Below are 20,746 nucleotides of genomic sequence, written 5' to 3'. Positions count from 1 at the left end.
TCGAATGGTCACGAACCGTGGGAGAGCATAGCGCGCGACCGCGCATTCGGCACGAATGTCGTCAATGGGAGCGCCGAACGGGACATTCGGCACGAATCAGCGCTACGAGAACTCCGGCGGCGCGGTGCGGTAGCGCCAGGCGAGCTCGTTGTCGAGCACGAAGCGCGACAGTGTCTCGTCGCGCGGCAGCGCGTCGCCCACCGACGCCTCCACGGCCTCCAGCAGCTTGGCGGCCGTCGCGGGCGTCGGCGTCGCGATCACGTCATCGAGCAAGGAACCGAACCCCGGAGGCGCCGACGCGAGCCCCGCCACCCGCGCCCGCAGGTGCTTCGGGCCGGGGAAGAACACCCGGTTGTTCGCGAGCAGCGCCCGCGCGGCAGACGTCACCAGATGGACCGAGGCGTGCGCGAGCAGCAGCGGGTCGCCGTGCTCGTGCGCCTGCGGCAGGAAGTAGCCGCCGTGCAGCCGGCACTGCGCCACGAAGCCCGCGACCCGGTCCCGCCAGTCGGCCGCCGAGACCTGCGTCACCCGCGCCACGCGATCCGGAAGGTCGGGCACCCGACTGAACGCCACCCGCGCGGAGGCGAAGGAGTCCCGCACCGGGTCGTCGCCGCGCTCGGCCGCGTCGTCCAGGTACGAGAGCGTCGCCAGCTTGACGTCGAAGTAACCCCCGTCGTAGCCGATGCCCTCCGTGCTGGTGAACATCAGGCGGCGCGCGGCGAACGCCTCGTCCCAGCGCGACTCCGTGACGACCAGGTACAGGTCGACGTCGGAGTCCGCCCGTTCGGCCCCCGCGCGACCGAGCCGCTCACGATGACGGCCAGCACCTCGGGGTCGGCGGACACGTCGGCGACGTAGCGCTCGATCGCCCGCTCGTGGTGCTCCATCAGCGCACCGCCAGGCGCGCCGGCTCGTACCTCACGGGCACGTGGTTGCGGGCCACGAGCGCGCGCAGCGTCTCCAGGTCGCCCGACACGAGCCCGACCGCGCGGGCCTGGACGAGCGCGTTGCCGAGCGCCGTGGCCTCCACCGGGCCTGCGAGCACCGGCACGCCCGCCCGGTCGGCCGTCGCCTGGCAGAGAAGGGCGTTGCGCGCTCCCCGCCGACGATGTGCACCGTCTCGACCGGGACGCCGGACAGTTCGGACGCGGCGCGAACCGACACTGCGAAGGCCTCGGCGAGGCTCTCGACGATGACGCGCACCATCCCGGCCGGGCTCGCCGGGGCGCGGAGGCCGCGCTCGGCGAACCAGTCCGCGATGCGCGACGGGAGGTCGCCCGGCGCCATGAAGCGCGGGTCGTCGGCGTCGAACAGGTCGGCCGGGCGCGGCAGCGCGGCGGCTTCGGCGAGCAGGCTCTCCAGGCTCACCGGGAGGCCGCGCCGCTGCCACTCCCGGATGGACTCGCTCAGCAGCCACAGCCCCATGACGTTGTGGAGGTAGCGGACGCGGCCGTCCACGCCGCCCTCGTTGGTGAAGTTGGCGGCGCGGCCCGCGTCGCTGACGACCCGCCCCTCCAGCTCGACGCCGACCAGGCCCCACGTCCCGCAGGAGATGTAGGCGGCGCGGGAGGCGTCCATCGGCACGGCGACGACGGCGGAGGCGGTGTCGTGCGACCCGACAGCCGTGACGGCGGGGCCCGCGCCGGCGAACGGGAGGCCGAGCGACGGCAGCAGGGAGCCCACGGTCGTGCCCGCGTCCACGAGCGCCGGGAACAGCGAGCGCCGCAGGCCCAGCCGCTCGATGAGCGCATCGTTCCACGACCCGTCGGCGGTCAGCAGCCCGGTGGTGGAGGCATTGGTGCGCTCGGCGACGGCCCGCCCGCTCAGCCAGTAGGTGATCAGGTCCGGGACCAGCAGGATGCCGTCCGCGGCCTCCAGCGCCCCCGACTCGTGGTCGACGGCGAGCTGGTAGAGCGAGTTGAACGGCAGGAACTGGAGGCCGCCCTCGCGGTACAGCTCCTCGGGTGCGACGCGCGCGTGCACGAGTTCGACGCCCGCGGCGGTGCGCTCGTCGCGGTAGTGGTACGGCTCGCCGAGCAGGCGGCCGGCGCGCAGCAGGCCGTAGTCGACGGCCCACGCGTCCACGCCGACGCTCCGGAGGCCGGGCTCGGAGCGCGCGACCGTGCCGAGGCCCTCCACAACGTGGGCGTAGAGGCCGGTCAGGTCCCAGTGCAGCGCCTCGCGGCCCTCCTCCTGCACCCGCACGGGCGAGTTCGGGAAGCGCGCCGCCTCGGTCAGCTCCAGCGTGTTCGCTCCGACGCGGGCGTGCATCACCCGGCCGCTGGTCGCCCCGAGGTCGACCGCGGCGACCGCACCCGCCCGCACCGGGCTCATCGCAGGAAGGCCGCCGCGACACCCGCATCGACGGGGATGTGGAGTCCGGTGGTGTGGTCGAGGTCGCTGGAGGTGAGCACCGCGACCGCGTTGGCGACGTTCTCCGGCAGCACCTCCCGCTTCAGGAGAGTGCGCTGGGCGTAGTACGTGCCCAGTTCCTCCTCGGGCACCCCGTAGACCGCGGCGCGCTTGGCGCCCCAGCCGCCGGCGAAGATCCCGGAGCCGCGGACCACGCCGTCGGGGTTGATGCCGTTGACCTTCACCCCGTAGTCGCCGAGCTCCGCGGCCAGCAGCCGCACCTGGTGGGCCTGGTCGGCCTTGGTCGCCGAGTAGGCGATGTTGTTCGGTCCCGCGAACACCGAGTTCTTGGAGGAGATGTAGACGATGTCGCCGCCGAGGCCCTGCTCGATGAGGACCTTCGCCGCGGCCTTGGAGACCAGGAACGACCCCTTGGCCATGACGTCGTGCTGGAGGTCCCAGTCGGCCTCGGTGGTCTCCAGCAGCGGCTTGGAGATGGACAGGCCGGCGTTGTTGACGATCAGGTCCAGGCCGCCGAACTGCAGCAGCGCCTCCTGGATGCCGGCCTGGATGTCGGCCTCGCTGGTGACGTTCGCCGCCACCCCGATCGCGACGTCCGTGCCGCCCAGCTCTGCGGCGGCGGCCTGCGCCTTCGCCAGGTCCAGGTCGGCGATGACGACGCACGCGCCCTCGGCCGCGAGCCGCGTGGCGATCGCCTTGCCGATCCCGGAGGCCGCGCCCGTGACCAGCGCGATGCGGCCGGCGTGCGACTTGGGCTTCGGCATCCGCTGGAGCTTGGCCTCCTCCAGAGACCAGTACTCGATGTTGAACTTCTCCGCCTCGTCGATCGGGGCATAGGTCGAGAGCGCCTCGGCGCCGCGCATCACGTTGATCGCGTTGATGTAGAACTCGCCCGCCACCCGGGCGGTCTGCTTGTCCTTGCCGTAGGAGAACATCCCGACGCCCGGGATGAGCACGATCGCCGGGTCGGCGCCGCGCATCGCGGGCGACTCCGGCGTCGCGTACCGCTCGTAGTAGGCGGTGTACTCGGCGCGGTACTGCTCGTGCAGCTCCTGCAGCCGGGCGATCGAGTCCTCGACGGAGGCGTCGGCCGGGAGGTCGAGGATGAGCGGCGTGACCTTGGTGCGCAGGAAGTGATCCGGGCAGGAGGTGCCGAGCGCGCCGAGCCGCGTGTGCTCGGAGGACGCGAGGAAGTCGAGCACCACGTCGTCGTCGGTGAACGAGCCGACCTGCGGCTTGTCCGTGGACGCCAGCCCGCGGATCGTCGGAGCCAGCGCCGCCGCCTTCGCACGGCGTTCGGCGGCCTCCAGCGGCTCGTTCGCCGCAATGCGCGGCCCGAACGGCTCGGGCCGGCCGTTAGCCTCGATGTAGTCGGCCGCCGTCTGGATGATCCACAGCGAGTTGGCCTCGGCCTCCTCCGAGGTGTCTCCCCACGCGGTGATCCCGTGGCCGCCGAGGATGCAGCCGATCGCTGACGGGTTCGCCGCCTTGATCGCGGCGATGTCGAGGCCGAGCTGGAAGCCGGGGCGGCGCCACGGCACCCACACCACGCGCCCGCCGAACACCTTCGCCGTCAGCGCCTCTCCGTCCGCGGCGGTCGCGATCGCGATGCCCGAGTCCGGGTGCAGGTGATCGACGTGAGCCGCATCGACCAGGCCGTGCATGGCCGTGTCGATCGACGGGGCCGCGCCGCCCTTGCCGTGCAGCGTGTAGTCGAACGCCGCGACCATCTCGTCCTCGCGGTCGACGCCAGGGTAGACGTTCTGGAGGGCGCGCAGCCGGTCGAGGCGCAGCACGGCGAGGCCCTGCTCCGTCAGCGTGCCGAGGTCGCCGCCGGAGCCCTTCACCCACAGCAGCTCGACCGGCTCGCCCGTCACCGGGTCGGTCTCCACGCCCTTGGCGGACGTGTTGCCCCCGGCGTAGTTCGTGTTCTTCGGGTCGGCGCCGAGGCGGTTCGACCGGGCCAGGAGGGCCGCGACGGTCTCGTTCGTCATTTTGCGTGGTTCCTTCTGCGTGGAGGTCTGGGGATGGTGAACGCTCAGGCGCCCCAGCCGGCCTGGGTGCCGCCGACGCGCTCGGTCTCGATCTTCTGCTGGTAGCCGGACGCCTTATAGGCGGCCATCGGATCGGCCGGGAGGCCGCGCGACTCGCGCCAGGCGGCCAGGTCCGCGCGCACGTCCGTGTTGAAGGCGTCCATGAATACCGTGTTGGCGGCGAGCACGTCGCCCGCGGTCTGCGCTGCGGCCAGCGCCTGCGTGTCGACCAGCAGTGCCTTGGCGGTGGCCTCCTGCACGTTGAGCACCGAGCGGATCTGGCCGGGGATCTTCGCCTCGAGGTTGTGGCACTGGTCGAGCATGAACGCCACGTCCGGGTTGGCGTAGCCGCCGCCGCGGATGACCTCGAACACGATCCGGAACAGCTGGAACGGGTCCGCGGCGCCGACGATCAGGTCGTCGTCGGCGTAGAACCGGCTGTTGAAGTCGAAGCTCCCGAGCTTCCCGAGACGCAGCAGCTGCATCACGATGAACTCGATGTTCGTCCCCGGCGCGTGGTGACCGGTGTCCAGGCACACCATCGCCCGCTCGCCGAGCGCGGCCGTCTGCACGTAGCTGGTGCCCCAGTCCGGGACGTCGGTGTGGTAGAACGACGGCTCGAAGAACTTGTACTCCAGCACCAAGCGCTGGCCCTCGCCGATCCGCTCGTAGATCTTCTGGAGGCTGTCGGCCAAGCGGTCCTGACGCGCCCGCATGGAGTCCTGACCCGGGTAGTTGGTGCCGTCGGCGAGCCAGACCTTCAGGTCGCGCGACCCGGTCTCGTTCATGATGTCGATGCACTCGAAATGGTGGTCGATCGCCTTCTGGCGGATCCGGTCGTCCCAGTGCGTCACCGACCCGAACTTGTAGTCGTCGTCCTGGAACGTGTTCGAGTTGACCGTTCCGAGCTCGACGCCGTTGTCCTCCGCGTGCTTACGGAGGTCGGCGTAGGAGTCCACCTTGTCCCACGGGATGTGCAGGGCGACCGACGGCGCGAGACCGGTGTGCTTGTGCACCTGTGCGGCGTCCGAGATCTTCTCGAACGGGTCGCGCGCTGTGCCCGGAGTGCCGAACACCCGGAAGCGCGTCCCCGAGTTGCCGAACGCCCAGGAGGGCAGCTCGATCGCCTGCAGCGCGAGCTGCGAACGGATGTCGTCGGTGAGGGTCATGGTCTCCCTTTCGGTCGGAATGGGGTTGAAGTTCAGACGCGCGCTTCGTCGCGAACGTTGGAGGATGAGCCGTATCTCTCGGCTTCGATCTGCCGCAACGACTTCCCCTGCGTGGCCGGAGCCCAGATCACACCGATGAGCAGCGCGACGGCGAGGAAGCCGATGAGGATGAGGCCGACGGTCGGCACACCGGTGCTCGCGAGCAGCACCGGGAACACCGAGCTGAGCAGGCCCACGGCGATGCGCGCCGCGAAGAACAGGACGCCCTGCGCGCTCGCCCGGTACGGCGTCGCGAACAGCTCCGCCGTCCAGACGCCGTAGAACGCCTGCGCGCCGATGCCGGAGGCGACGCCCCAAGTGATCGCGAAAGTGAGCAGCGTCGGGAGGCCGGGAGGAGCGAACACGAGCACGAACCAGGCGACGATGCCGAGCACCGCGCCGATCCCGTACAGGATGCGGCGCGACATCCGGTCGGCGAGCCGCATGAAGCCGAAGTAGGTGGCGGCGACCGTGCAGCCCCAGACCAGCACCTGCAGGAGGTCCTGCTCCACGGCGCTGTGCACGCCGGCGGCCTCGTAGACGCGCGGCATGAAGATGCCGGCCTGGCCGGCGACCAGGTTCCAGAACCCGTAGACGCCGAACAGGAACAGCAGCGCGGTGATGTTCACCCGCTTGGAGAACAGGGCGCGCATCCCGCGCCCGGAGGCGGCGGTGGAGACGGCGCCGGTCTTGACGTCGGTCCAGAGCTTCGACTCCGGCAGGCCCTGGCGGACCCACCAGACGATGCCCGCCACCACGAAGAGGTGGAAGAAGATGATCCGGCTGCCCAGCAGGCCGAGCGGCGCGAGCGCGGCGGCGAGGGCGAAGCCGATGAGCGGGCCGATCGACCAGGCGAGCTGCGCCATGCCGACGTGCTTGGCGCGGGCGTGGTCGGGCGCCTGCTCGGCGATGTAGGTCCAGGAGGCCGGGACTCCCGCGCCGACCGCGATGCCGGTGATGAGGAACGCGGCGAACAGCATCCCCTCGTTGACGGCGAACACCGCGAGGAGGACGCCGAGCATGTAGAGCAGCAGGTCGTAGGTGTAGATGAACTTGCGGCCGAGGCGGTCCGTGAGCGGTCCGCCGAGGATGGCGCCGATCGCCGCGCCGAACGCGTTCGCGCTGAACGCGGCGAGGATGCCGACGAACCCGTCGGTCAGGTGGAACTCCGCCTGCCAGAACCCGAGGCTGGTGGCGATCGCGATGATCGACCCCGACTCGATGTAGTTGCTCATGGCGACCGAGCTCGTGGCCCGCCACCCGGTGGTCTTGCTGCTTCCGACTCTCACGTCTTCGTGTCCTATCTTGTTTCCGCCTGCTCGACCCTCGGTCGCAGGCTCCCTCGGCGCTGGGGTCGCGTCATCGCTACGCGCTGCCCTCAGCTCCACCGCGCAAGAAGAAGTACTCGGTCAGCCGCTTCATCGTGCTGTCCGGAGCGGTCTCCTCAGCGAAGAAGCCGGCCATTGTGGCCTGCCAGCGCGCGTTGACCTCGCGCTCGTTCATCGCGGCGATCGCGCCCCTGAAGTCGTCGGTCTCCAGGACACCGACGACGAGCGCTTCCTCCCGGTCGACGAAGAGGGAGTAGTTCGACCAGCCCGTCTCGCGCAGTGCGTCGAGCATCTCGGGCCAGACCGTCTCGTGCGCGGCCAGGTAGTCGGCGACCCGCTCCGGCTTCAGCCGCATCGTGAAGCACACCCGTTCCACGCCAACTCCCTCGTCGTCTGTGTTCGTCATTGATCGTTGTGAATCGATTCAAGCTGAATCGATTCAAAGCATACCACGCCGCGCGGTGCCGAGCAGAGGCACGCGCGCCGCATGGTCGCTCACCCCCGTCTCAGCGCACCGCGCCGACGGACGAGGGAACCTCCGCGGTGACCGAGACCGGGCCGCCGCTCAGCCGCTGGTCCTCGCGGCCGGGCAGCCGCAGGATGCCGTCGACGCCCTCCGGGAGTTCGGCGTCGACCGTGAGGAGGTCGCCGTCGAGGCTCCAGCGCACCGACACCCGGCCGTGCCGGGTCTCCAGCGAAGTGGCCGCCTCGGTGAGGCCGCCGCCCGGCTGCGGGGCGACGAGCACCGACGCGTAGCCCGGCTTCAGCGGCGCGAGGCCGCCGACGACCCGGTGCATCCAGTCCGCCACGGCGCCGAGCGCATAGTGGTTGAAGGAGGTCATCTCGCCCGGGTTGATCGTGCCATCCGGCAGCATCGAGTCCCAGCGCTCCCACACCGTGGTCGCGCCCATCGTCACCGGGTACAGCCACGACGGGCACTCCTTCTCCAGCAGCAGCCGGTACGCGACGTCGGTGTGGCCGGTCTGCGTCAGCGCGTCCGCGATGAACGGCGTGCCGGCGAACCCGGTGGAGATGCGGTAGCCCGCGTCCGCGGCGAGCTCGGCCAGTCGCTCGCCCGCGAACGCCTCGTCGGCCGGGTCGAGCAGTCCGAACACGATCGCCAGCGAGTACACCGTGGTGCAGTCGCTCAGCACGACCCCGCCCGAGACGTACTCACGGTTGAAGGCGGAACGGAGGTCGGCGGCGTGCGCCTCGAACTCCGCGTGCTCCGCCGTGCGGCCGAGCAAGGCGGCAGTGTCGGCGAGGATCCGCGCCGAACGGTAAGCGCACGCCGTCGCGACCACGCCCTTGTCCGCCTTCGCCTTAGCCGGGTCCTCCGGCGGCGCGTCCGGGTCGAGCCAGTCGCCGAACTGGAAATTGCCGTCCCAGACGCCGGCGGGCGACAGGAGGGACTTCACGCGGCGGACGTGCGAGGCCATCGAGTCGAACTGCCGCTCCAGCACCGCGGTGTCGCCGTACGCCTCGTAGAGGTCCCACGGCACCCACACTGCTGCGTCGCTCCACAGCGCGGTCGTGTCCGGCTTGCCGAAGTCCTCGGGGTGCGGCATGTACTTGAGCACGTCCGGGATGACGAAGCCGACGATCCCGTCGTTGTGCCGCTGCTCCAGGTCGAGGTCGACCAGCCAGTCGGACAGGAACGCGTCCACGTCGTAGAGGTAGGCCGCGGTCGGCGCGAAAGCGGCGATGTCGCCCGTCCAGCCCAGCCGCTCGTCGCGCTGCGGGCAGTCGGTGGGGACGTCGACGAAGTTGCCGCGCATGCCCCACACCACGTTCTCGTGGAACTGGTTGAGCAGCGGGTCGGAGCTGCTGAACTCGCCGATCCGGGTCAGCTCGGAGCCGATCGCGATGGCCGTCAGGTCCTCGGCCTTCAACTCGCCCGGCCAGCCCATCACCTCGGCGTAGCGGAAGCCGTGGAAGGTGAACGTCGGCTCGAACTCGTCCACGCCGCCGCTGAGGAGGTAGCGGTCGGTCGCCTGGGCACTGCGAAGCGGTCGCACACCCAGCTCGCCGTGCTCCAGCACCTCCGCGTGCCGGATGACCACCTCGGTGCCGGCCGGGCCCTGCACCCGCACCTTGATCCAGCCCACCAGGTTCTGGCCGAAGTCGATCAGGGTCTTTCCCGACGGGGAGGTCGAGATCTCCTGCACCGGGAGCGCCGCCCAGCGCTTCACCGACGGGCCGATGTACGGCTTCAGCTTGGCGGTGTCGAACTCCAGGGCGTGCGTGCCCGTCCAGCCCTCTCCGGCGAAGCCGGGCAGCTTCCAGGCGTCGTCGCGCAGCCGCGCGTCGATGGTCTCGCCGTCATAGAGGTCGTTCGCGAGCACGGCACTCGGGCCGCTGCCCCACGTGTCGTCGGTGACGATCAGCTGCGTGCTGCCGTCCGCGAACTCCACCTCCAGCTGCGCGAACGCGCCCTGGGCGTCGCCGTAGTACGAGCCGCCGCCGGACCAGCCGAGGCGGCCGCCGAACCAGCCCTTGCCGAGCGCGAGGCCGAGCACGGTCGTCCCCTCGACCAGCGCGGTCACGTCGTAGGTCGCGTAGCGGAGGCGCCACTCGTAGCTGCTCCAGCCGGGGGTGAGAACGTCGTCCGAGACGGGACGGCCGTTCAGCCAGGCCTCCACCACCCCCTGGGCGGTGAGCGTGAGGGTCGCGCGGGCGACGGCCCCGTGGCCGTCCTCCAGTGCGAACTCCCTGCGCAGCAGCGGGGCTCCGTCGAATGCCTGGTCGGCGGCGATCATCTGGGCGTGCCAAGTCATGTTTCCGTGTCTCCGGTTTCGTGTTCGGTTTCGGTCGTGTGTCGGTGGATGGAGGCGCTCAGCCCTTGATCGCGCCGCTCGTCATGCCGGCGACGATCTGCCGGTTGAAGAAGATGTACGCGACCAGCGGCGGGATGGTGATGAGCAGGATGTCCATGAACAGCAGGTTGTAGAAGCTCAGGTTCTGCCCCGAGAAGGTGTAGAGCGTGGTCTGCACGGTCGCGTTGTCCGAGCCGGGCAGGAAGTACAGCGGCCCGGCGAAGTCGTTGAAGACGAACACCGACTGCACCACGATCACGGTCACGATCACCGGCTTCAGCAGCGGCAGGATGACCTGGAAGAACAGCCGGACCCGGCCCGCGCCGTCCAGCACCGCCGCCTCGTCCAGCTCCTTGGGCACCGTGTTGAAGAAGGCCCGGAAAAGCAGGATGCAGAACGACAGCCCGAACGTGGTCTCGATCAGGATCATGCCCGGCATGGTCTTGTAGAGCCCCGTCCCCTGCAGCACCCAGATGGTCGGCACCACGGCGGGAGGCACGATCAGGCCGGCCAGCACGAAGAAGTTCACGACCGGTCCCCACTTGCTGCGCTTGCGGGCGAGCACGTAGCCGGCCATCGCCGACAGCACGACCATGAGGATCACCGAGCCGACGGTGAGGACGAAGGAGTTGAGGAACGCCCGCCAGATCAGACCGTCGCCGCTCTGCAGCACCGCGATCAGGTTCGGGAAGAACTGCCACTCCTTCGGCCAGGTGAAGGCGAGGCTGGAGGCGTCCTCCGGGCTCTTCGACGCCTGCAGCACCACGAAGGCGAACGGGACGAGGAAGACGACGACGGAGACGAGGATCGCGACGACGCCGACGATCCAGGCGCGGACCTTCGTGCGGGTCACAGCTCCACCTGCTTTCTGTTCAGGACGTACGACAGCGGCACCATGATCAGCGTCACCACGAGGAAGAGGACGACGTTGCCCGCCGTGGACAGGCCGTAGAAGCCCGCTTGGTACTGCTTGTAGATCACCGACGCGAGCACGTCGCTGGTGAAGCCGGGGCCGCCTCCCGTCGTCGCCCAGATGATGTCGAACGAGCGCAGCCCGCCGATCAGCGACAGGATGATGACCGTCGCGGTCGCCCCGCGGCTCAGCGGGATGGTGATGCGCCGCAGGATGTTCCAGCCGCCGGCGCCGTCGATGCGGGCCGCCTCGTAGTACTCGGTGGGGATGGCGACCATGCCGGCCATGAAGATGAGCGTCGCGATGCCGACGCCCTTCCAGATGTCGACGCCGGCGATCGTGTAGAGCGCCAGGTTCGGGTCGGTGAACCAGCCGGGCTGCGGGAGGCCGAAGAAGCCGAGCACCGCGTTGACCATGCCGTGGAAGGGATCCAGCAGCGACTTCCACAGGATCCCGACGCCGATCGTCGACAGCAGGACGGGGAAGAACACGACCGCTCGCAGGTAGCCGCGGCCGACGACCGGGGAGGTCAGCAGGAGAGCGAGCAGGAAGCCGAGGATCACCTTCGCGCCGGAGGTGAGCACGGCGTAGATGAGGGTGTGGATGAAGCTCGTGTAGAGCTGCGGGTCCTGGAAGAACTGCACGTAGTTCGCGAACCCGATGAACTGGGAGTCGAACAGCGACCAGCGGGTCAGCGAGAAGTAGAAGGACGAGATCGTCGGGATCGCGAAGAAGATCACGTAGAGGACGATCGCGGGGATGAAGAACCAGGTCGGGTAGTGCGAGCGCATCCGGCTCTTGCGCGGTCTGTTCTTCTCCGAGGCCCCCACCTCGGTGATGATGTCGGCCGCCTGTCTGGCGGTCGCGGGGCTTGCCGTCGACATTGTCTGCTCCTCGTCGAGTCTTCTGGGGGTGTGTGGTGCCCGGGCCGGCGCTGCGGCGCCGGCCCGGACGGGCTCACCAGCCCTTGATGCCGAGCTGCTGGGCCTGGGCCTTCACATCCTGGTCGTACAGGCCTGCGCCCTGTTGAGCGGTGGAGATGCCCGAGCCGACCTGGATCAGGATCTTCTCCAGGTTCGGGCCCTTGATCGGGGACAGGAACTCGAGCGCGAGGCCCGTCTTCTTGTCGTCCTGGTACTTCAGCTCGTCCTTGACCAGCGCGGGGGCGTTGTCCGGGACCGTGCAGGTGCTGATCGCGAACGGGCCGGCGGGGGTGCCAGCGCTGTTCTGGATGTCGCATCCGGTGGGCGAGTTGATGAACGCGACCAGCTTCTTCGCGGCCGCCAGCTTGTCGCCCGTGGTGGTCTTCGGGATGTAGGCGGCAGCCGGCTCCCAGACGGTCGCGTGCGGCTCACCCGAGTCGGCCGGCATGGCGAAGTACCCGATGTCGTTGATCTGGTCGGGGTTGGACTGCAGCACGTTGCTGATCACGGCGGTGATCATCGGGTACTGCGCGCCCTCACCGGTCGCCAGCATCTTGAGGGCGTTGACGTTGGTCAGCGACGCGTAGTCCTTGTTCATCAGGCCCTTGTCGAAGACCTCCTGCGTGTGCGTGAAGCCCTCCAGCGCCGGCTGCTTCGAGTACTTCGCGTTGGACTTGTTCGCCGTGTAGTCGTCGGCCCACTTCGGGTCGGTCGCGTTCACGTTCGCGAAGTCGGCGAGCACGAAGAGCTGGCTGGTCCAGGTGTCGCCGTAGGACTGGATGACCGGGACGATGCCCGCTGCCTTGATCTTCTCGCTGTTGGAGATGAACTCGCTCCAGGTCTTGGGCACGGACAGGCCGAGCTTCTCGTAGACCTTCTTGTTGTACATGATGCCGCCGTTGAAGCTCGTCGCGGTCGGGGCGCCGTAGGTGCCCTTCGAGGTGCTGACGGACTTCTTGAAGTCGTCGGTGATGTCCTTCACCCAGGACTCGTCGGTGAGCGGCTGGAGCTGCGAGTCGGGGTGCAGCGCCTGGAACAGCGAGCCCGAGTTGTAGAGGAACACGTCGTTCATGTCCCCGGTGGACAAGCGCGTCTTGACGAGATTGTCGCCGTCGGTCCCGCCCGGGCGGGTCTCGACCTTCACCGTGATCTTCGGGTTGGCCTTGTGGAACGCGGTCGAGAGGTCGTTCGCGAACTTGGTGCTGGCCGGGTCGTTGCCCGCGGCCAGCAGTGAGATGGTCACGGGGCCGTTCGAGTTTCCGCCCGACGCGCTGCAGCCGGCGAGCGCGAGCGCCGCGATGGCGATTCCGCCGAGCGTGGCGACGACTCTGGTCGTCGTCCTGCGAGAGAACATCAAATACCTCCTTGTATTCGGGACGCTTCCGCCCCTGGGTGTTCGGGGTGTTTTGAAACGCTTCACATGAAGATAAGTCCTGCGGAGGATTACGTCAAGAACCAATTGTGTCGATTCAGTAACGGCGGTGGAATTCGGCACTGAATCGTGCGTTCAAGCCGCCAAGCTTTGCGAATCGGATTGTTAATATTGCTCTGACCTGGTCTTTAACCCGGATACTCAACAGATGAAACTATTCTCATCCTGTGATGAGTTGAAAATTGTTTCGATTCAACCCGAGCATCGGATACGATGACCGGCGAGAGGGGGATCACTATGGCTTCCGCAAGCGTCAAGGACGTCGCAGCACTGGCTCAGGTGTCCGTGGGGACCGTGTCCAACGTGCTCAACCGGCCCGAGATCGTCTCCGCAGAGACGGTCGAACGGGTCCACCTCGCGATGGAGAAGCTCTCCTATGTGCGCAACGAGGCCGCCCGCCAGCTCCGCCTCGGGCACAGCCAGGCGATCGGGCTGATCAGCCTCAGCGGCGCGAACCCGTTCTTCACCGACGTGGCCACGGCCGCCGAGAACGCGGCGGCGGACGCCGGCTACTCGGTGATCGTCGGCAACAGCACCGAGCGCCAGGACCGGGAGTCGGGTTATCTCAACCTGTTCGAGGAGCTCCGGGTGCGCGGCGTGCTGCTCGCTCCGGTCGGCGACGCGGCGGCGCGGCTGCGACGCATGCGTGACCGCGGCATCCCCGCCGTGCTGGTCGACCGGGTCAGCAGCGACAGCACCTTCAGCTCGGTGTCGGTGGACGACGTCGCCGGCGGCGCGATGGCCGCGACGCACCTGATCGAGACCGGCCGCACGCGCATCGCCTTCGTGGGCGGCCCCCTCGCCATCCAGCAGGTCGCCGACCGCCTCGCCGGCGCCCGCTCGGTCGTCGAGCGGCATCCCGGGGTGACCCTGGAGGTTGTGGACGTGGAGGCGCTCAACGTCCTGGAGGGCCGCCGCGCCGGCCAGGCCATCGCCGACCGCGCTCCCGAAGACCGTCCGGACGCGGTCTTCGCCGCCAACGACCTCCTGGCGATCGGCCTGCTGCAGACGCTGGTCATCGACGGCACCCTCGCCGTCCCGGACGACATCGCGCTGATCGGCTACGACGACATCCAGTTCGCCGGCGCCTCGGTCGTGCCGCTCACCTCCATCCGCCAGCCGAGCCACCTGATCGGCGAGACGGCGGTGCAGATCCTGCTGGAGGAGGCCGCCGACCCGGAGCTGGAGGCGCGGCGGGTGCTGTATCAGCCGGAGCTGGTGGTGCGGGCGAGCACGGCGCGGCGGTAGGCCGGACTCAGTCCTGGCGCTGACCCTCCAACCGCCACACCTCGCCCAGCACCATCCCCTCCGGCCCGTCGGCGGTGGTGACGAAGTGATCGACGTGCTGGTTGATGAAGGCCTGCCAGCGCTGGTTCGCGGGGTCGTCGTCCAGCGCGCGCATCGCCGCGGCGAAGTCGTCGCATTCGACCAGGTGGAAGAGGTCTTGGCCGCTGCGCCAGATCGTCCAGTCGTGGATGCCGAGCCGGGCGAACGAGGCGGCGAGGTCGTCGGGGATGACGACGTGCGCCTCCTCGTAGGCGGCCTCGTGGCCGTCGCGGAGGACGGAGTGCAGGGCGACGCGCATGGGATTCCTTCCGGAGCGTGATCTTGGATTCCTATAGGAAATAGTAATAGGGTGGCTGGAGACGGCGAAAGGACCCCCATGCGATTCATGCGACTCGGCGAACCAGGAGCGGAGTTCCCGGTCGTCAGCGACGGCGAGACGACGTGGGACCTGCGCCCGCTGACCGCCGACCTCGACGGCGCCTTCCTGGCCGCCGACGGACTCTCGCGCGCGGAGGCCGCCGCCCTCGCCGGCGAACTTCCCCCGGTCGACCCCGCGGGCCTCCGCATCGGCGCACCGATCGCCCGCCCGCAGGCCGTGATCTGCATCGGGATGAACTACGCGGCGCACGCGCGCGAGTCCGGCTCCGAGCCGCCGACCGACATCGTGGTGTTCTACAAGCATCCCAACACCGTCGTCGGGCCGAACGACGACATCCTGCTGCCGCCCGACTCCACCACGACCGACTGGGAGGTCGAGCTCGCGGCGGTGATCGGGACGCGCGCCCGCTACCTGTCGTCGCCCGAGGAGGCGCTGGCGCACATCGCGGGCTTCGCGGTCGCGGACGACGTCTCCGAGCGCGAGTACCAGCTGCAGCGCTCGCTCGGCCAGTGGAGCAAGGGCAAGAGCTTCGAGACGTTCAACCCGCTGGGCCCGTGGCTCGTGCCGGCCGCGGAGGTCGGCGACGGCTCCGGGCTGCGGATCTGGTCTCGCGTGAACGGCGAGCCGCGGCAGGACTCGAACACCTCCGACCTGATCTTCGGCGTCGCCGAGATCGTCTACCGGCTCAGCCAGTTCACCGTCCTGGAGCCCGGCGACCTCATCAACACCGGCACGCCGGAGGGCGTCGGCCTGTCGGGCCGGTTCCCGTACCTCGGCACCGGCGACGAGGTCCGGCTCGGCATCGACGGCCTCGGCGAGCAGCGCAGCACAGTCCGCCCCACCCCTGACCACCCGCAATCGCTTCCGGAGTTGTGTACGTCTGGACCCGGCGTGTCGCGTACATAAGTCCGGAAGCGATTGCGGCTCAACAGCAAGGAGACGATGTTGTCCGATTTCGAAGGGCTCGTGGCCGCGGTCACGGGCGGAGCATCCGGCCTCGGCAAGGCCATCGCCGACGAGCTCGCGAGCCACGGCGCCCGCGTGTACGCGCTGGACCTCGACGCGTCCGCGGTGACCGCGCCGCACACCGGCATCCGCTGCGACATCGGCGACGACGAGAGCGTGCGCTCCGCGATCGCGGAGGTCGTCGCCGACGCCGGCCGCCTGGACGTGGTGATCGCCAACGCCGGCATCGGCGCGCAGGGCGACGTGGAGGCCAACGACGACGCCGAGTGGGCGCGCGTCCTCAACGTGAACGTCATCGGCTCCGCCCGCACCGTCCGGCACGCCATGCCGCACTTGAAGGCATCGCCCTCCCCCGCCGTCGTGTTCACGAGCTCGATCGCGGCGTCGGCCGGCCTCCCGCAGCGCGTGCTGTACTCCGCCTCCAAAGGCGCCATCTCGGCCATGACGCTCGCGATCGCCGCCGACTGCCTGCCGTTCGGCATCCGCGTCAACGCGGTCGCGCCCGGCACCGCGGACACCCCCTGGGTCGGGCGCCTGCTCGACAGCGCCGCCGACCCCGACGCCGAGCGCGCCGCGCTGGAGGCCCGCCAACCCAGCGGCCGGCTGGTGCGGCCGCAGGAGGTCGCGGACGCCGTCGCCTACCTCGCATCGCCGCGCTCCGCCTCTACGAACGGCGTCATCCTCGCCGTCGACGGCGGCATGTACTCCCTCCGCCCCCGCCGCTGACACACGCTCGAAGGGCACGTAAACGCCCCTAAAACTCGGTTTTAGGGGCGTTTACGTGCCCTTCGGCGGTCTCCGTCAGGTCAGGATGACGGGAGCGGGGGCGCGCTCGGGGAGGTACTGGTGCGCGTAGAGCGACTCCGAGAGCATCTCCATGCCGATGCCCGGCGCGAGCGGGGCGCGGTAGCGGCCGCGCTCCAGCTCGACGGGGGTGACGAAGTGCTCGTGCAGGTGCTTGGTGTACTCGATCATCCGGCCCTCCTGCGTGCCGGAGACGGCTACGAAGTCGAACATCGAGAAGTGCTGCACCGCCTCGCACAGGCCCACGCCGCCCGCGTGCGGGCACACCGGCACGCCGAACTTCGCGGCCAGCAGCAGGATCGCGATGTTCTCGTTCACCCCGGCGACGCGCGTGGAGTCGATCTGCACGATCGCGGCCGCGCCGGCCTGCAGCAGCTGCTTGAACAGCACGCGGCTCATCCCGTGCTCCCCGGTGGCGATGGGCACCGGCGCGACCGCACGCGCGATCGCCGCGTGCGCCAGCACGTCGTCGGGGCTGGTGGGCTCCTCCACCCAGGCGAGGTCGAACTGCTCGAGCGCGCTGATCCAGTCGATCGCCTGGTCGCGGTCCCAGCGCTGGTTGGCGTCGATCGCGATGCGGATGTCCGGGCCGACGGTCTCGCGGGCGATGCGGAGGCGGCGGAGGTCGTCCTCCAGCCGGTCGCCGACCTTCAGCTTGATCTGCTGGAAGCCCTCGTCGACGGCCTCCTTCGCCAGGCGGCGCAGCTTGTCGTCGGAGTAGCCGAGCCAGCCGGGCGTCGTGGTGTAGCCGGGGTAGCCGATCGCCAGCAGCTCGGTCTCGCGTGCGGCGCGTCCCGGGTCGGCGGCGCGCAGGATCGCGAGCGCGTCCTCCCGGGTCAGGGCGTCGCTGAGGTAGCGGAAGTCGACCAGGTCGACCAGCTCCTCCGGCGTCATGCGCGCGAGCAGCTGCCAGAGCGGGAGGCCGGCACGCTTGGCCTTGAGGTCCCAGAACGCGTTGACCACGGCCCCGATCGCCATGTGCATCGCACCCTTCTCCGGGCCGAGCCAGCGCAGCTGGGAGTCGTGGACGAACTCCCGCCAGAAGCCGCCGAGGTCGCCGAGGATCGCCTCCACGTCCCGCCCGATCACGCGATGGGCCACGGCCTCGATCGCGGCGACCTGGACGTCGTTGCCCCGGCCGATGGTGAAGACGAAGGAGTGGCCCTCCAGCCCGTCGGGAGCGTCGGTGCTCACCCGCAGGTAGGCGGCCGAGTAGTCGGGGTCGGGGTTCATCGCGTCGGAGCCGTCCAGCATGGCGGACGTCTCGAACCGCACGTCCAGGGTCTCGAACCCAATCACGGTACTCATAGGAAACATCCTATTGGATATAGGTGCTCATTGCCACCGCAGCCGCCCCACATTTGTGCCGAATGGCCGTTTTCGGGCGCGCAAAAGCGCCATTTGTAACGAATGTGCCGGTGGGGAGGGAGGGGACGGGGTTACTCGGCGTCGAGGCTGGTGGCGATGCGCGTGTAGGACTTGGTGATGTGGTCGAGCATCGCCTGCTCGGCGCGCGCGGCGTCGCCGGCCCGCAGCGCCTCCAGGACGGCCTCGTGCTCGCCCGAGGTCTCGTCGACCACGCCGTGCTTGAAGTAGATGCGGTACTGGTGCATGTGCGAGCGCAGCCGGAAGATCGCGTCGGCCAGCAGCGCGTTGCCGGAGTGCGCCGCGATCAGCCGATGGAACTCGGCGTCCGCGTTGGCGAAGTCCTTGTAGTCCTTGAACCGGTCCTCGCCGGTCTGTGCCGCCTCGCCGCTGCGGTGCATGTCCTCGCAGAGCCGCTCCAGCTGGTCCAGCGTCTCGGCGTCGATCTCGCCGGCGGCGTTTCGGGAGGCGTACGGCTCCAGCAGGCGCCGCATCTCGAACAGTTCGCGCAGCCCCTCGCTGTCGAGCAGCGGCGCGGCGGTGTAGCCCTTGAGCGCCTTCTTCACGACCAGGCCCTCGGACTCCAGCCGCGCGAGCGCCTCGCGCACCGGGGTGGGCGAGACGCCGAGCTGGCGCGCGATCCCGTCGATGCTGGCCCGGCTGCCCGGCTCGATCACCTGGTCCATCAGCAGGCCGAGCACCGCGTCGTAGACGTCGTCGGCCAGCGCCCGCCGCGCGGGCAGGAAGTGTTCGCTGGGGGAAGGTTCGATGCTCATGTGCACATCCTAGGCTTGCGGGCCTGCTAGATAGAGGAAAGAGGATGCAGGATGTTCGGCGGAGTCAGCCCCGCGGCGTCCAGCTCCGCCCACAGCGCGTCCGGCACCCGCGGCTCGGCCAGTCCGGCGTTGCGGACGATCTGCTCCGGGGTCTCGGCGCCGAGCACGACGGTGGAGATCGCGGGATGCCGCAGCGGAAACTGGACGGCCAGCTGCGGGAGGGTGAACCCGTACGGCCGCGCGACGTCGGCGATCCTGCCCGCGCGCTCGACCAGGGCCGCAGGCGCGGCGCCGTAGTCGAACGTCGCCCCGGCTCCGGGCCGGTCGGTCGCGAGGATTCCCGAGTTGAAGACGGCGGCGATCACCACGTCCACCCCGCGCTCCAGCGCCGCGGGGAGGAGGTCGGCCCCGGCGGTCCCGTCGAGCAGTGTGTAGCGGCCCGCGCACATGACGACGTCGAGGTCCGTGTTCCGCACGAAACGCTCCAGCATCGCGGACTGGTTCATCCCCGCGCCGTAGGAGCGGATGACGCCCTGCGAGCGCAGCTCCTCCAGGGCGGGGAACGCGCCGTCCAGCGCCTCCCGCTCGTGCTCGTCGGGGTCGTGGACGAAGAGGATGTCGATGCGGTCGAGGCCGAGCCGGTTCAGCGAGTCCTCCACCGAGCGCAGGACGCCGTCGCGTGAGTAGTCGAGCCGCCGCCGCCGTGTCGACGGCACGTCGAACAGGTTGGCGATGTCGGTTTCGCCCGGCCGATACTCCGGGTTCGGCTCCAGCAGCCGGCCGACCTTGGTCGAGACCACGTACTCGTCGCGCGGGAGGCCGCGCAGCCCCTCGCCGAGGCGCTCCTCCGCCAGGCCGAGCCCGTAGTGCGGCGCCGCGTCGAAGTACCGGATGCCGGCCTCCCACGCCGCGGGCACGATCCCAGGCCACACGTCGTCCGGCCGCGCCGCGTACAGATTCCCCAGCGCGGCCACGCCGTAGCCGATCGGGCCCCGCTCGACGCGCGCCATCACGCTACCCTCCGGTCCTCGATCGCGTCGAGGTCCCATTCGATCCCGAGTCCCGGCGCGTCGGAGGCGACGCCGTGACCGTCGCGGACGACCAGCTCGCGCTTCGTCACCGCGCGCAGCTGCGGGATGTGCTCCAGGTAGAGCGCGTTGGGCACGGCGCAGCACAGCGACACGTGCAGCTCCATCAGGAAGTGCGGCGCCACGGCCACGTTGAACGACTCGGCCAGGTGCGCGACCTTCAGCCACGGCGTGATGCCGCCGACGCGCGCGACGTCCACCTGCACGATGGAGGCCGCGCCGGCCTGCAGGTACTCGCGGAAGTGCCCGACGGAGTACATGGACTCCCCCACCGCGATCGGCAGCGTGGTCGACTCCGCGAGCCGGCGGTGACCGGCGACGTCCTCGGCGGGCAGCGGCTCCTCGAACCAGAAGATGTCCAGCGGCTCGAACAGCGCTGCGCGGCGGATCGCCTCGGCTGCCGTCATCGACTGGTTCGCGTCGACCATGATGTCCATGCCGGGACCGACAGCGGCGCGCACCGCGGCGAGCCGCTCGGCGTCCTCGTGCCCGCGCGGCTTCCCGACCTTGATCTTCACGCCGTTCAGTCCGCGCCGTTGCGACTCGAGCGCCTGGGCGACCAGCTCGTCCGTGTCGAAGTGCAGCCAGCCGCCCTCGGTGTCGTAGAGCGGGATGCTCGGCCGCGACCCTCCGGCGGCGACCCAGAGGGGAAGCCCGGAGGCCTTGCAGCGCGCATCCCACACGGCGGTGTCCACGGCGGCGAGCGCCAGCGACGTGATCGCGCCGACTGTGGTCGCTCGCGTAGCCGAGAAGAGAGCGCGCCACACGGCCTCCGGACGATTGGCGTCCATCCCGACCAGCACGTCGAGCAGGCAGGTGCGCAGCAGGCTGAGCACAGCCTCCCCGCCCGTCCCGATCGTGTAGCTGTAGCCGATGCCCTCCACGCCGCCCGCGGTGCGGAGGCGGACGAAGATCGTCTCCTGCTTGAGGAACGACTGCACGGCGTCGGTGCGGACGGTCTCGACCTCGAGGTCGCTCAGCCATGCCTCGGCGCTGACGATGGTCCCGTCGACGGCGGTGCGGGCGGAGGGCGGGGCGAGGGTCATGGAGTCCTG

18 protein-coding genes and 1 pseudogene are annotated in these 20,746 nt (G+C 69.8%); 3 read left to right on the top strand and 16 right to left on the bottom strand.

Annotation, left to right across the window (positions count from 1 at the left end; translation table 11 throughout):
- Positions 1-102 precede the first annotated feature (102 nt).
- The 11 genes and pseudogenes from ACQ86L_RS14005 to ACQ86L_RS13955 all read right to left on the bottom strand — a co-directional run bounded on the left by ACQ86L_RS14005 (position 103) and on the right by ACQ86L_RS13955 (position 12,948).
- Positions 103-705 carry a hypothetical protein gene (locus tag ACQ86L_RS14005; RefSeq protein ID WP_434315946.1) on the bottom strand — a complete coding sequence of 201 codons (603 nt, stop codon included), beginning with the start codon at positions 703-705 and terminating at the stop codon, positions 103-105.
- Positions 705-887, bottom strand: coding sequence for a hypothetical protein (locus ACQ86L_RS14000; RefSeq protein ID WP_434315945.1), 183 nt, complete (start codon positions 885-887; stop codon positions 705-707). Before ACQ86L_RS14000 ends, ACQ86L_RS14005 begins: the two co-directional genes overlap by 1 nt.
- Positions 887-2,334, bottom strand: a pseudogene (locus ACQ86L_RS13995) (rhamnulokinase). The gene ACQ86L_RS14000 and the pseudogene ACQ86L_RS13995 overlap by 1 nt, the downstream one beginning before the upstream one ends.
- Positions 2,331-4,367 (bottom strand): bifunctional aldolase/short-chain dehydrogenase, encoded by a 2,037-nt coding sequence (locus ACQ86L_RS13990; protein ID WP_434315944.1) that lies wholly within the window; start codon positions 4,365-4,367, stop codon positions 2,331-2,333. The pseudogene ACQ86L_RS13995 and the gene ACQ86L_RS13990 overlap by 4 nt, the downstream one beginning before the upstream one ends.
- Before the next feature lie 44 nt (positions 4,368-4,411).
- The gene (gene rhaI / locus ACQ86L_RS13985; protein ID WP_434315943.1) at positions 4,412-5,575 is read right to left on the bottom strand and encodes an L-rhamnose isomerase; all 1,164 of its coding nucleotides are present in this window, start codon (positions 5,573-5,575) and stop codon (positions 4,412-4,414) included.
- Positions 5,576-5,607: 32 nt separating this feature from the next.
- On the bottom strand, positions 5,608-6,903 hold the full coding sequence (locus tag ACQ86L_RS13980) for an MFS transporter (RefSeq protein ID WP_434315942.1): 1,296 nt from the start codon (positions 6,901-6,903) through the stop codon (positions 5,608-5,610).
- Positions 6,904-6,979: 76 nt separating this feature from the next.
- Entirely contained in the window at positions 6,980-7,348 is a 369-nt protein-coding gene (locus ACQ86L_RS13975; RefSeq protein WP_434315941.1) for an L-rhamnose mutarotase, read from the bottom strand.
- A gap of 100 nt (positions 7,349-7,448) precedes the next feature.
- Positions 7,449-9,719, bottom strand: coding sequence for a family 78 glycoside hydrolase catalytic domain (locus ACQ86L_RS13970; protein WP_434315940.1), 2,271 nt, complete (start codon positions 9,717-9,719; stop codon positions 7,449-7,451).
- Positions 9,720-9,777: 58 nt separating this feature from the next.
- Positions 9,778-10,611 carry a carbohydrate ABC transporter permease gene (locus tag ACQ86L_RS13965; RefSeq protein WP_434315939.1) on the bottom strand — a complete coding sequence of 278 codons (834 nt, stop codon included), beginning with the start codon at positions 10,609-10,611 and terminating at the stop codon, positions 9,778-9,780.
- A complete protein-coding gene (locus ACQ86L_RS13960) occupies positions 10,608-11,555 on the bottom strand; it encodes a carbohydrate ABC transporter permease (RefSeq protein ID WP_434315938.1) in 948 nt (315 codons plus the stop codon). The genes ACQ86L_RS13965 and ACQ86L_RS13960 overlap by 4 nt, the downstream gene beginning before the upstream one ends.
- A 73-nt stretch (positions 11,556-11,628) precedes the next feature.
- On the bottom strand, positions 11,629-12,948 hold the full coding sequence (locus ACQ86L_RS13955; RefSeq protein WP_434315937.1) for an ABC transporter substrate-binding protein: 1,320 nt from the start codon (positions 12,946-12,948) through the stop codon (positions 11,629-11,631).
- 315 nt (positions 12,949-13,263) lie between these two features.
- Between ACQ86L_RS13955 and ACQ86L_RS13950 the strand changes: the two genes are divergently transcribed.
- Positions 13,264-14,274 (top strand): LacI family DNA-binding transcriptional regulator, encoded by a 1,011-nt coding sequence (locus tag ACQ86L_RS13950; protein ID WP_434315936.1) that lies wholly within the window; start codon positions 13,264-13,266, stop codon positions 14,272-14,274.
- A 7-nt stretch (positions 14,275-14,281) separates the two neighbouring features.
- Here ACQ86L_RS13950 and ACQ86L_RS13945 read toward each other — a convergent pair whose 3' ends face one another.
- Complete coding sequence (locus ACQ86L_RS13945; RefSeq protein ID WP_434315935.1) at positions 14,282-14,611, bottom strand: L-rhamnose mutarotase; 330 nt, start codon at positions 14,609-14,611, stop codon at positions 14,282-14,284.
- 78 nt (positions 14,612-14,689) lie between these two features.
- On the opposite strand from ACQ86L_RS13945, the gene ACQ86L_RS13940 reads away from it, so the two are divergent.
- Both ACQ86L_RS13940 and ACQ86L_RS13935 read left to right on the top strand, forming a co-directional pair.
- Positions 14,690-15,598, top strand: coding sequence for a fumarylacetoacetate hydrolase family protein (locus tag ACQ86L_RS13940; RefSeq protein ID WP_434315934.1), 909 nt, complete (start codon positions 14,690-14,692; stop codon positions 15,596-15,598).
- A gap of 39 nt (positions 15,599-15,637) precedes the next feature.
- Complete coding sequence (locus tag ACQ86L_RS13935) at positions 15,638-16,384, top strand: SDR family NAD(P)-dependent oxidoreductase (protein ID WP_434315933.1); 747 nt, start codon at positions 15,638-15,640, stop codon at positions 16,382-16,384.
- Between the two features lie 75 nt (positions 16,385-16,459).
- Here the strand turns inward: ACQ86L_RS13935 and ACQ86L_RS13930 are convergent, their stop codons facing one another.
- The 4 genes from ACQ86L_RS13930 to ACQ86L_RS13915 form a co-directional block, all read right to left on the bottom strand.
- Entirely contained in the window at positions 16,460-17,770 is a 1,311-nt protein-coding gene (locus ACQ86L_RS13930) for an enolase C-terminal domain-like protein (protein WP_434315932.1), read from the bottom strand.
- A 131-nt stretch (positions 17,771-17,901) separates the two neighbouring features.
- Positions 17,902-18,603, bottom strand: a complete 702-nt coding sequence (locus ACQ86L_RS13925) for a GntR family transcriptional regulator (protein WP_434315931.1) — start codon at positions 18,601-18,603, stop codon at positions 17,902-17,904.
- A gap of 26 nt (positions 18,604-18,629) precedes the next feature.
- Positions 18,630-19,613, bottom strand: a complete 984-nt coding sequence (locus tag ACQ86L_RS13920; protein WP_434315930.1) for an aldo/keto reductase — start codon at positions 19,611-19,613, stop codon at positions 18,630-18,632.
- Positions 19,613-20,737: a mandelate racemase/muconate lactonizing enzyme family protein gene (locus ACQ86L_RS13915; protein ID WP_370055610.1), complete on the bottom strand. Its 1,125-nt coding sequence runs from the start codon at positions 20,735-20,737 to the stop codon at positions 19,613-19,615. The genes ACQ86L_RS13920 and ACQ86L_RS13915 overlap by 1 nt, the downstream gene beginning before the upstream one ends.
- Positions 20,738-20,746: the final 9 nt, after the last annotated feature.

The sequence above is a fragment of the Leifsonia sp. P73 genome, from assembly GCF_051059105.1.
Taxonomy (GTDB): domain Bacteria; phylum Actinomycetota; class Actinomycetes; order Actinomycetales; family Microbacteriaceae; genus Leifsonia.
This window is presented reverse-complemented; position numbering and strand designations above follow the sequence as displayed.

What these genes read in the sequence shown, in the direction of transcription:
- ACQ86L_RS13930 (WP_434315932.1), bottom strand. Translation starts at nt 17,770, where the DNA reads ATGAGTACCGTGATTGGGTTCGAGACCCTGGACGTGCGGTTCGAGACG.
- ACQ86L_RS13915 (WP_370055610.1), bottom strand. Translation starts at nt 20,737, where the DNA reads ATGACCCTCGCCCCGCCCTCCGCCCGCACCGCCGTCGACGGGACCATC.
- ACQ86L_RS13940 (WP_434315934.1), top strand. Translation starts at nt 14,690, where the DNA reads ATGCGATTCATGCGACTCGGCGAACCAGGAGCGGAGTTCCCGGTCGTC.
- ACQ86L_RS14005 (WP_434315946.1), bottom strand. Translation starts at nt 705, where the DNA reads ATGTTCACCAGCACGGAGGGCATCGGCTACGACGGGGGTTACTTCGAC.
- ACQ86L_RS13925 (WP_434315931.1), bottom strand. Translation starts at nt 18,603, where the DNA reads ATGAGCATCGAACCTTCCCCCAGCGAACACTTCCTGCCCGCGCGGCGG.
- ACQ86L_RS13990 (WP_434315944.1), bottom strand. Translation starts at nt 4,367, where the DNA reads ATGACGAACGAGACCGTCGCGGCCCTCCTGGCCCGGTCGAACCGCCTC.
- ACQ86L_RS13960 (WP_434315938.1), bottom strand. Translation starts at nt 11,555, where the DNA reads ATGTCGACGGCAAGCCCCGCGACCGCCAGACAGGCGGCCGACATCATC.
- ACQ86L_RS13970 (WP_434315940.1), bottom strand. Translation starts at nt 9,719, where the DNA reads ATGACTTGGCACGCCCAGATGATCGCCGCCGACCAGGCATTCGACGGA.
- ACQ86L_RS13945 (WP_434315935.1), bottom strand. Translation starts at nt 14,611, where the DNA reads ATGCGCGTCGCCCTGCACTCCGTCCTCCGCGACGGCCACGAGGCCGCC.
- ACQ86L_RS13950 (WP_434315936.1), top strand. Translation starts at nt 13,264, where the DNA reads ATGGCTTCCGCAAGCGTCAAGGACGTCGCAGCACTGGCTCAGGTGTCC.
- rhaI (WP_434315943.1), bottom strand. Translation starts at nt 5,575, where the DNA reads ATGACCCTCACCGACGACATCCGTTCGCAGCTCGCGCTGCAGGCGATC.
- ACQ86L_RS13975 (WP_434315941.1), bottom strand. Translation starts at nt 7,348, where the DNA reads ATGACGAACACAGACGACGAGGGAGTTGGCGTGGAACGGGTGTGCTTC.
- ACQ86L_RS13920 (WP_434315930.1), bottom strand. Translation starts at nt 19,613, where the DNA reads ATGGCGCGCGTCGAGCGGGGCCCGATCGGCTACGGCGTGGCCGCGCTG.
- ACQ86L_RS14000 (WP_434315945.1), bottom strand. Translation starts at nt 887, where the DNA reads ATGGAGCACCACGAGCGGGCGATCGAGCGCTACGTCGCCGACGTGTCC.
- ACQ86L_RS13955 (WP_434315937.1), bottom strand. Translation starts at nt 12,948, where the DNA reads ATGTTCTCTCGCAGGACGACGACCAGAGTCGTCGCCACGCTCGGCGGA.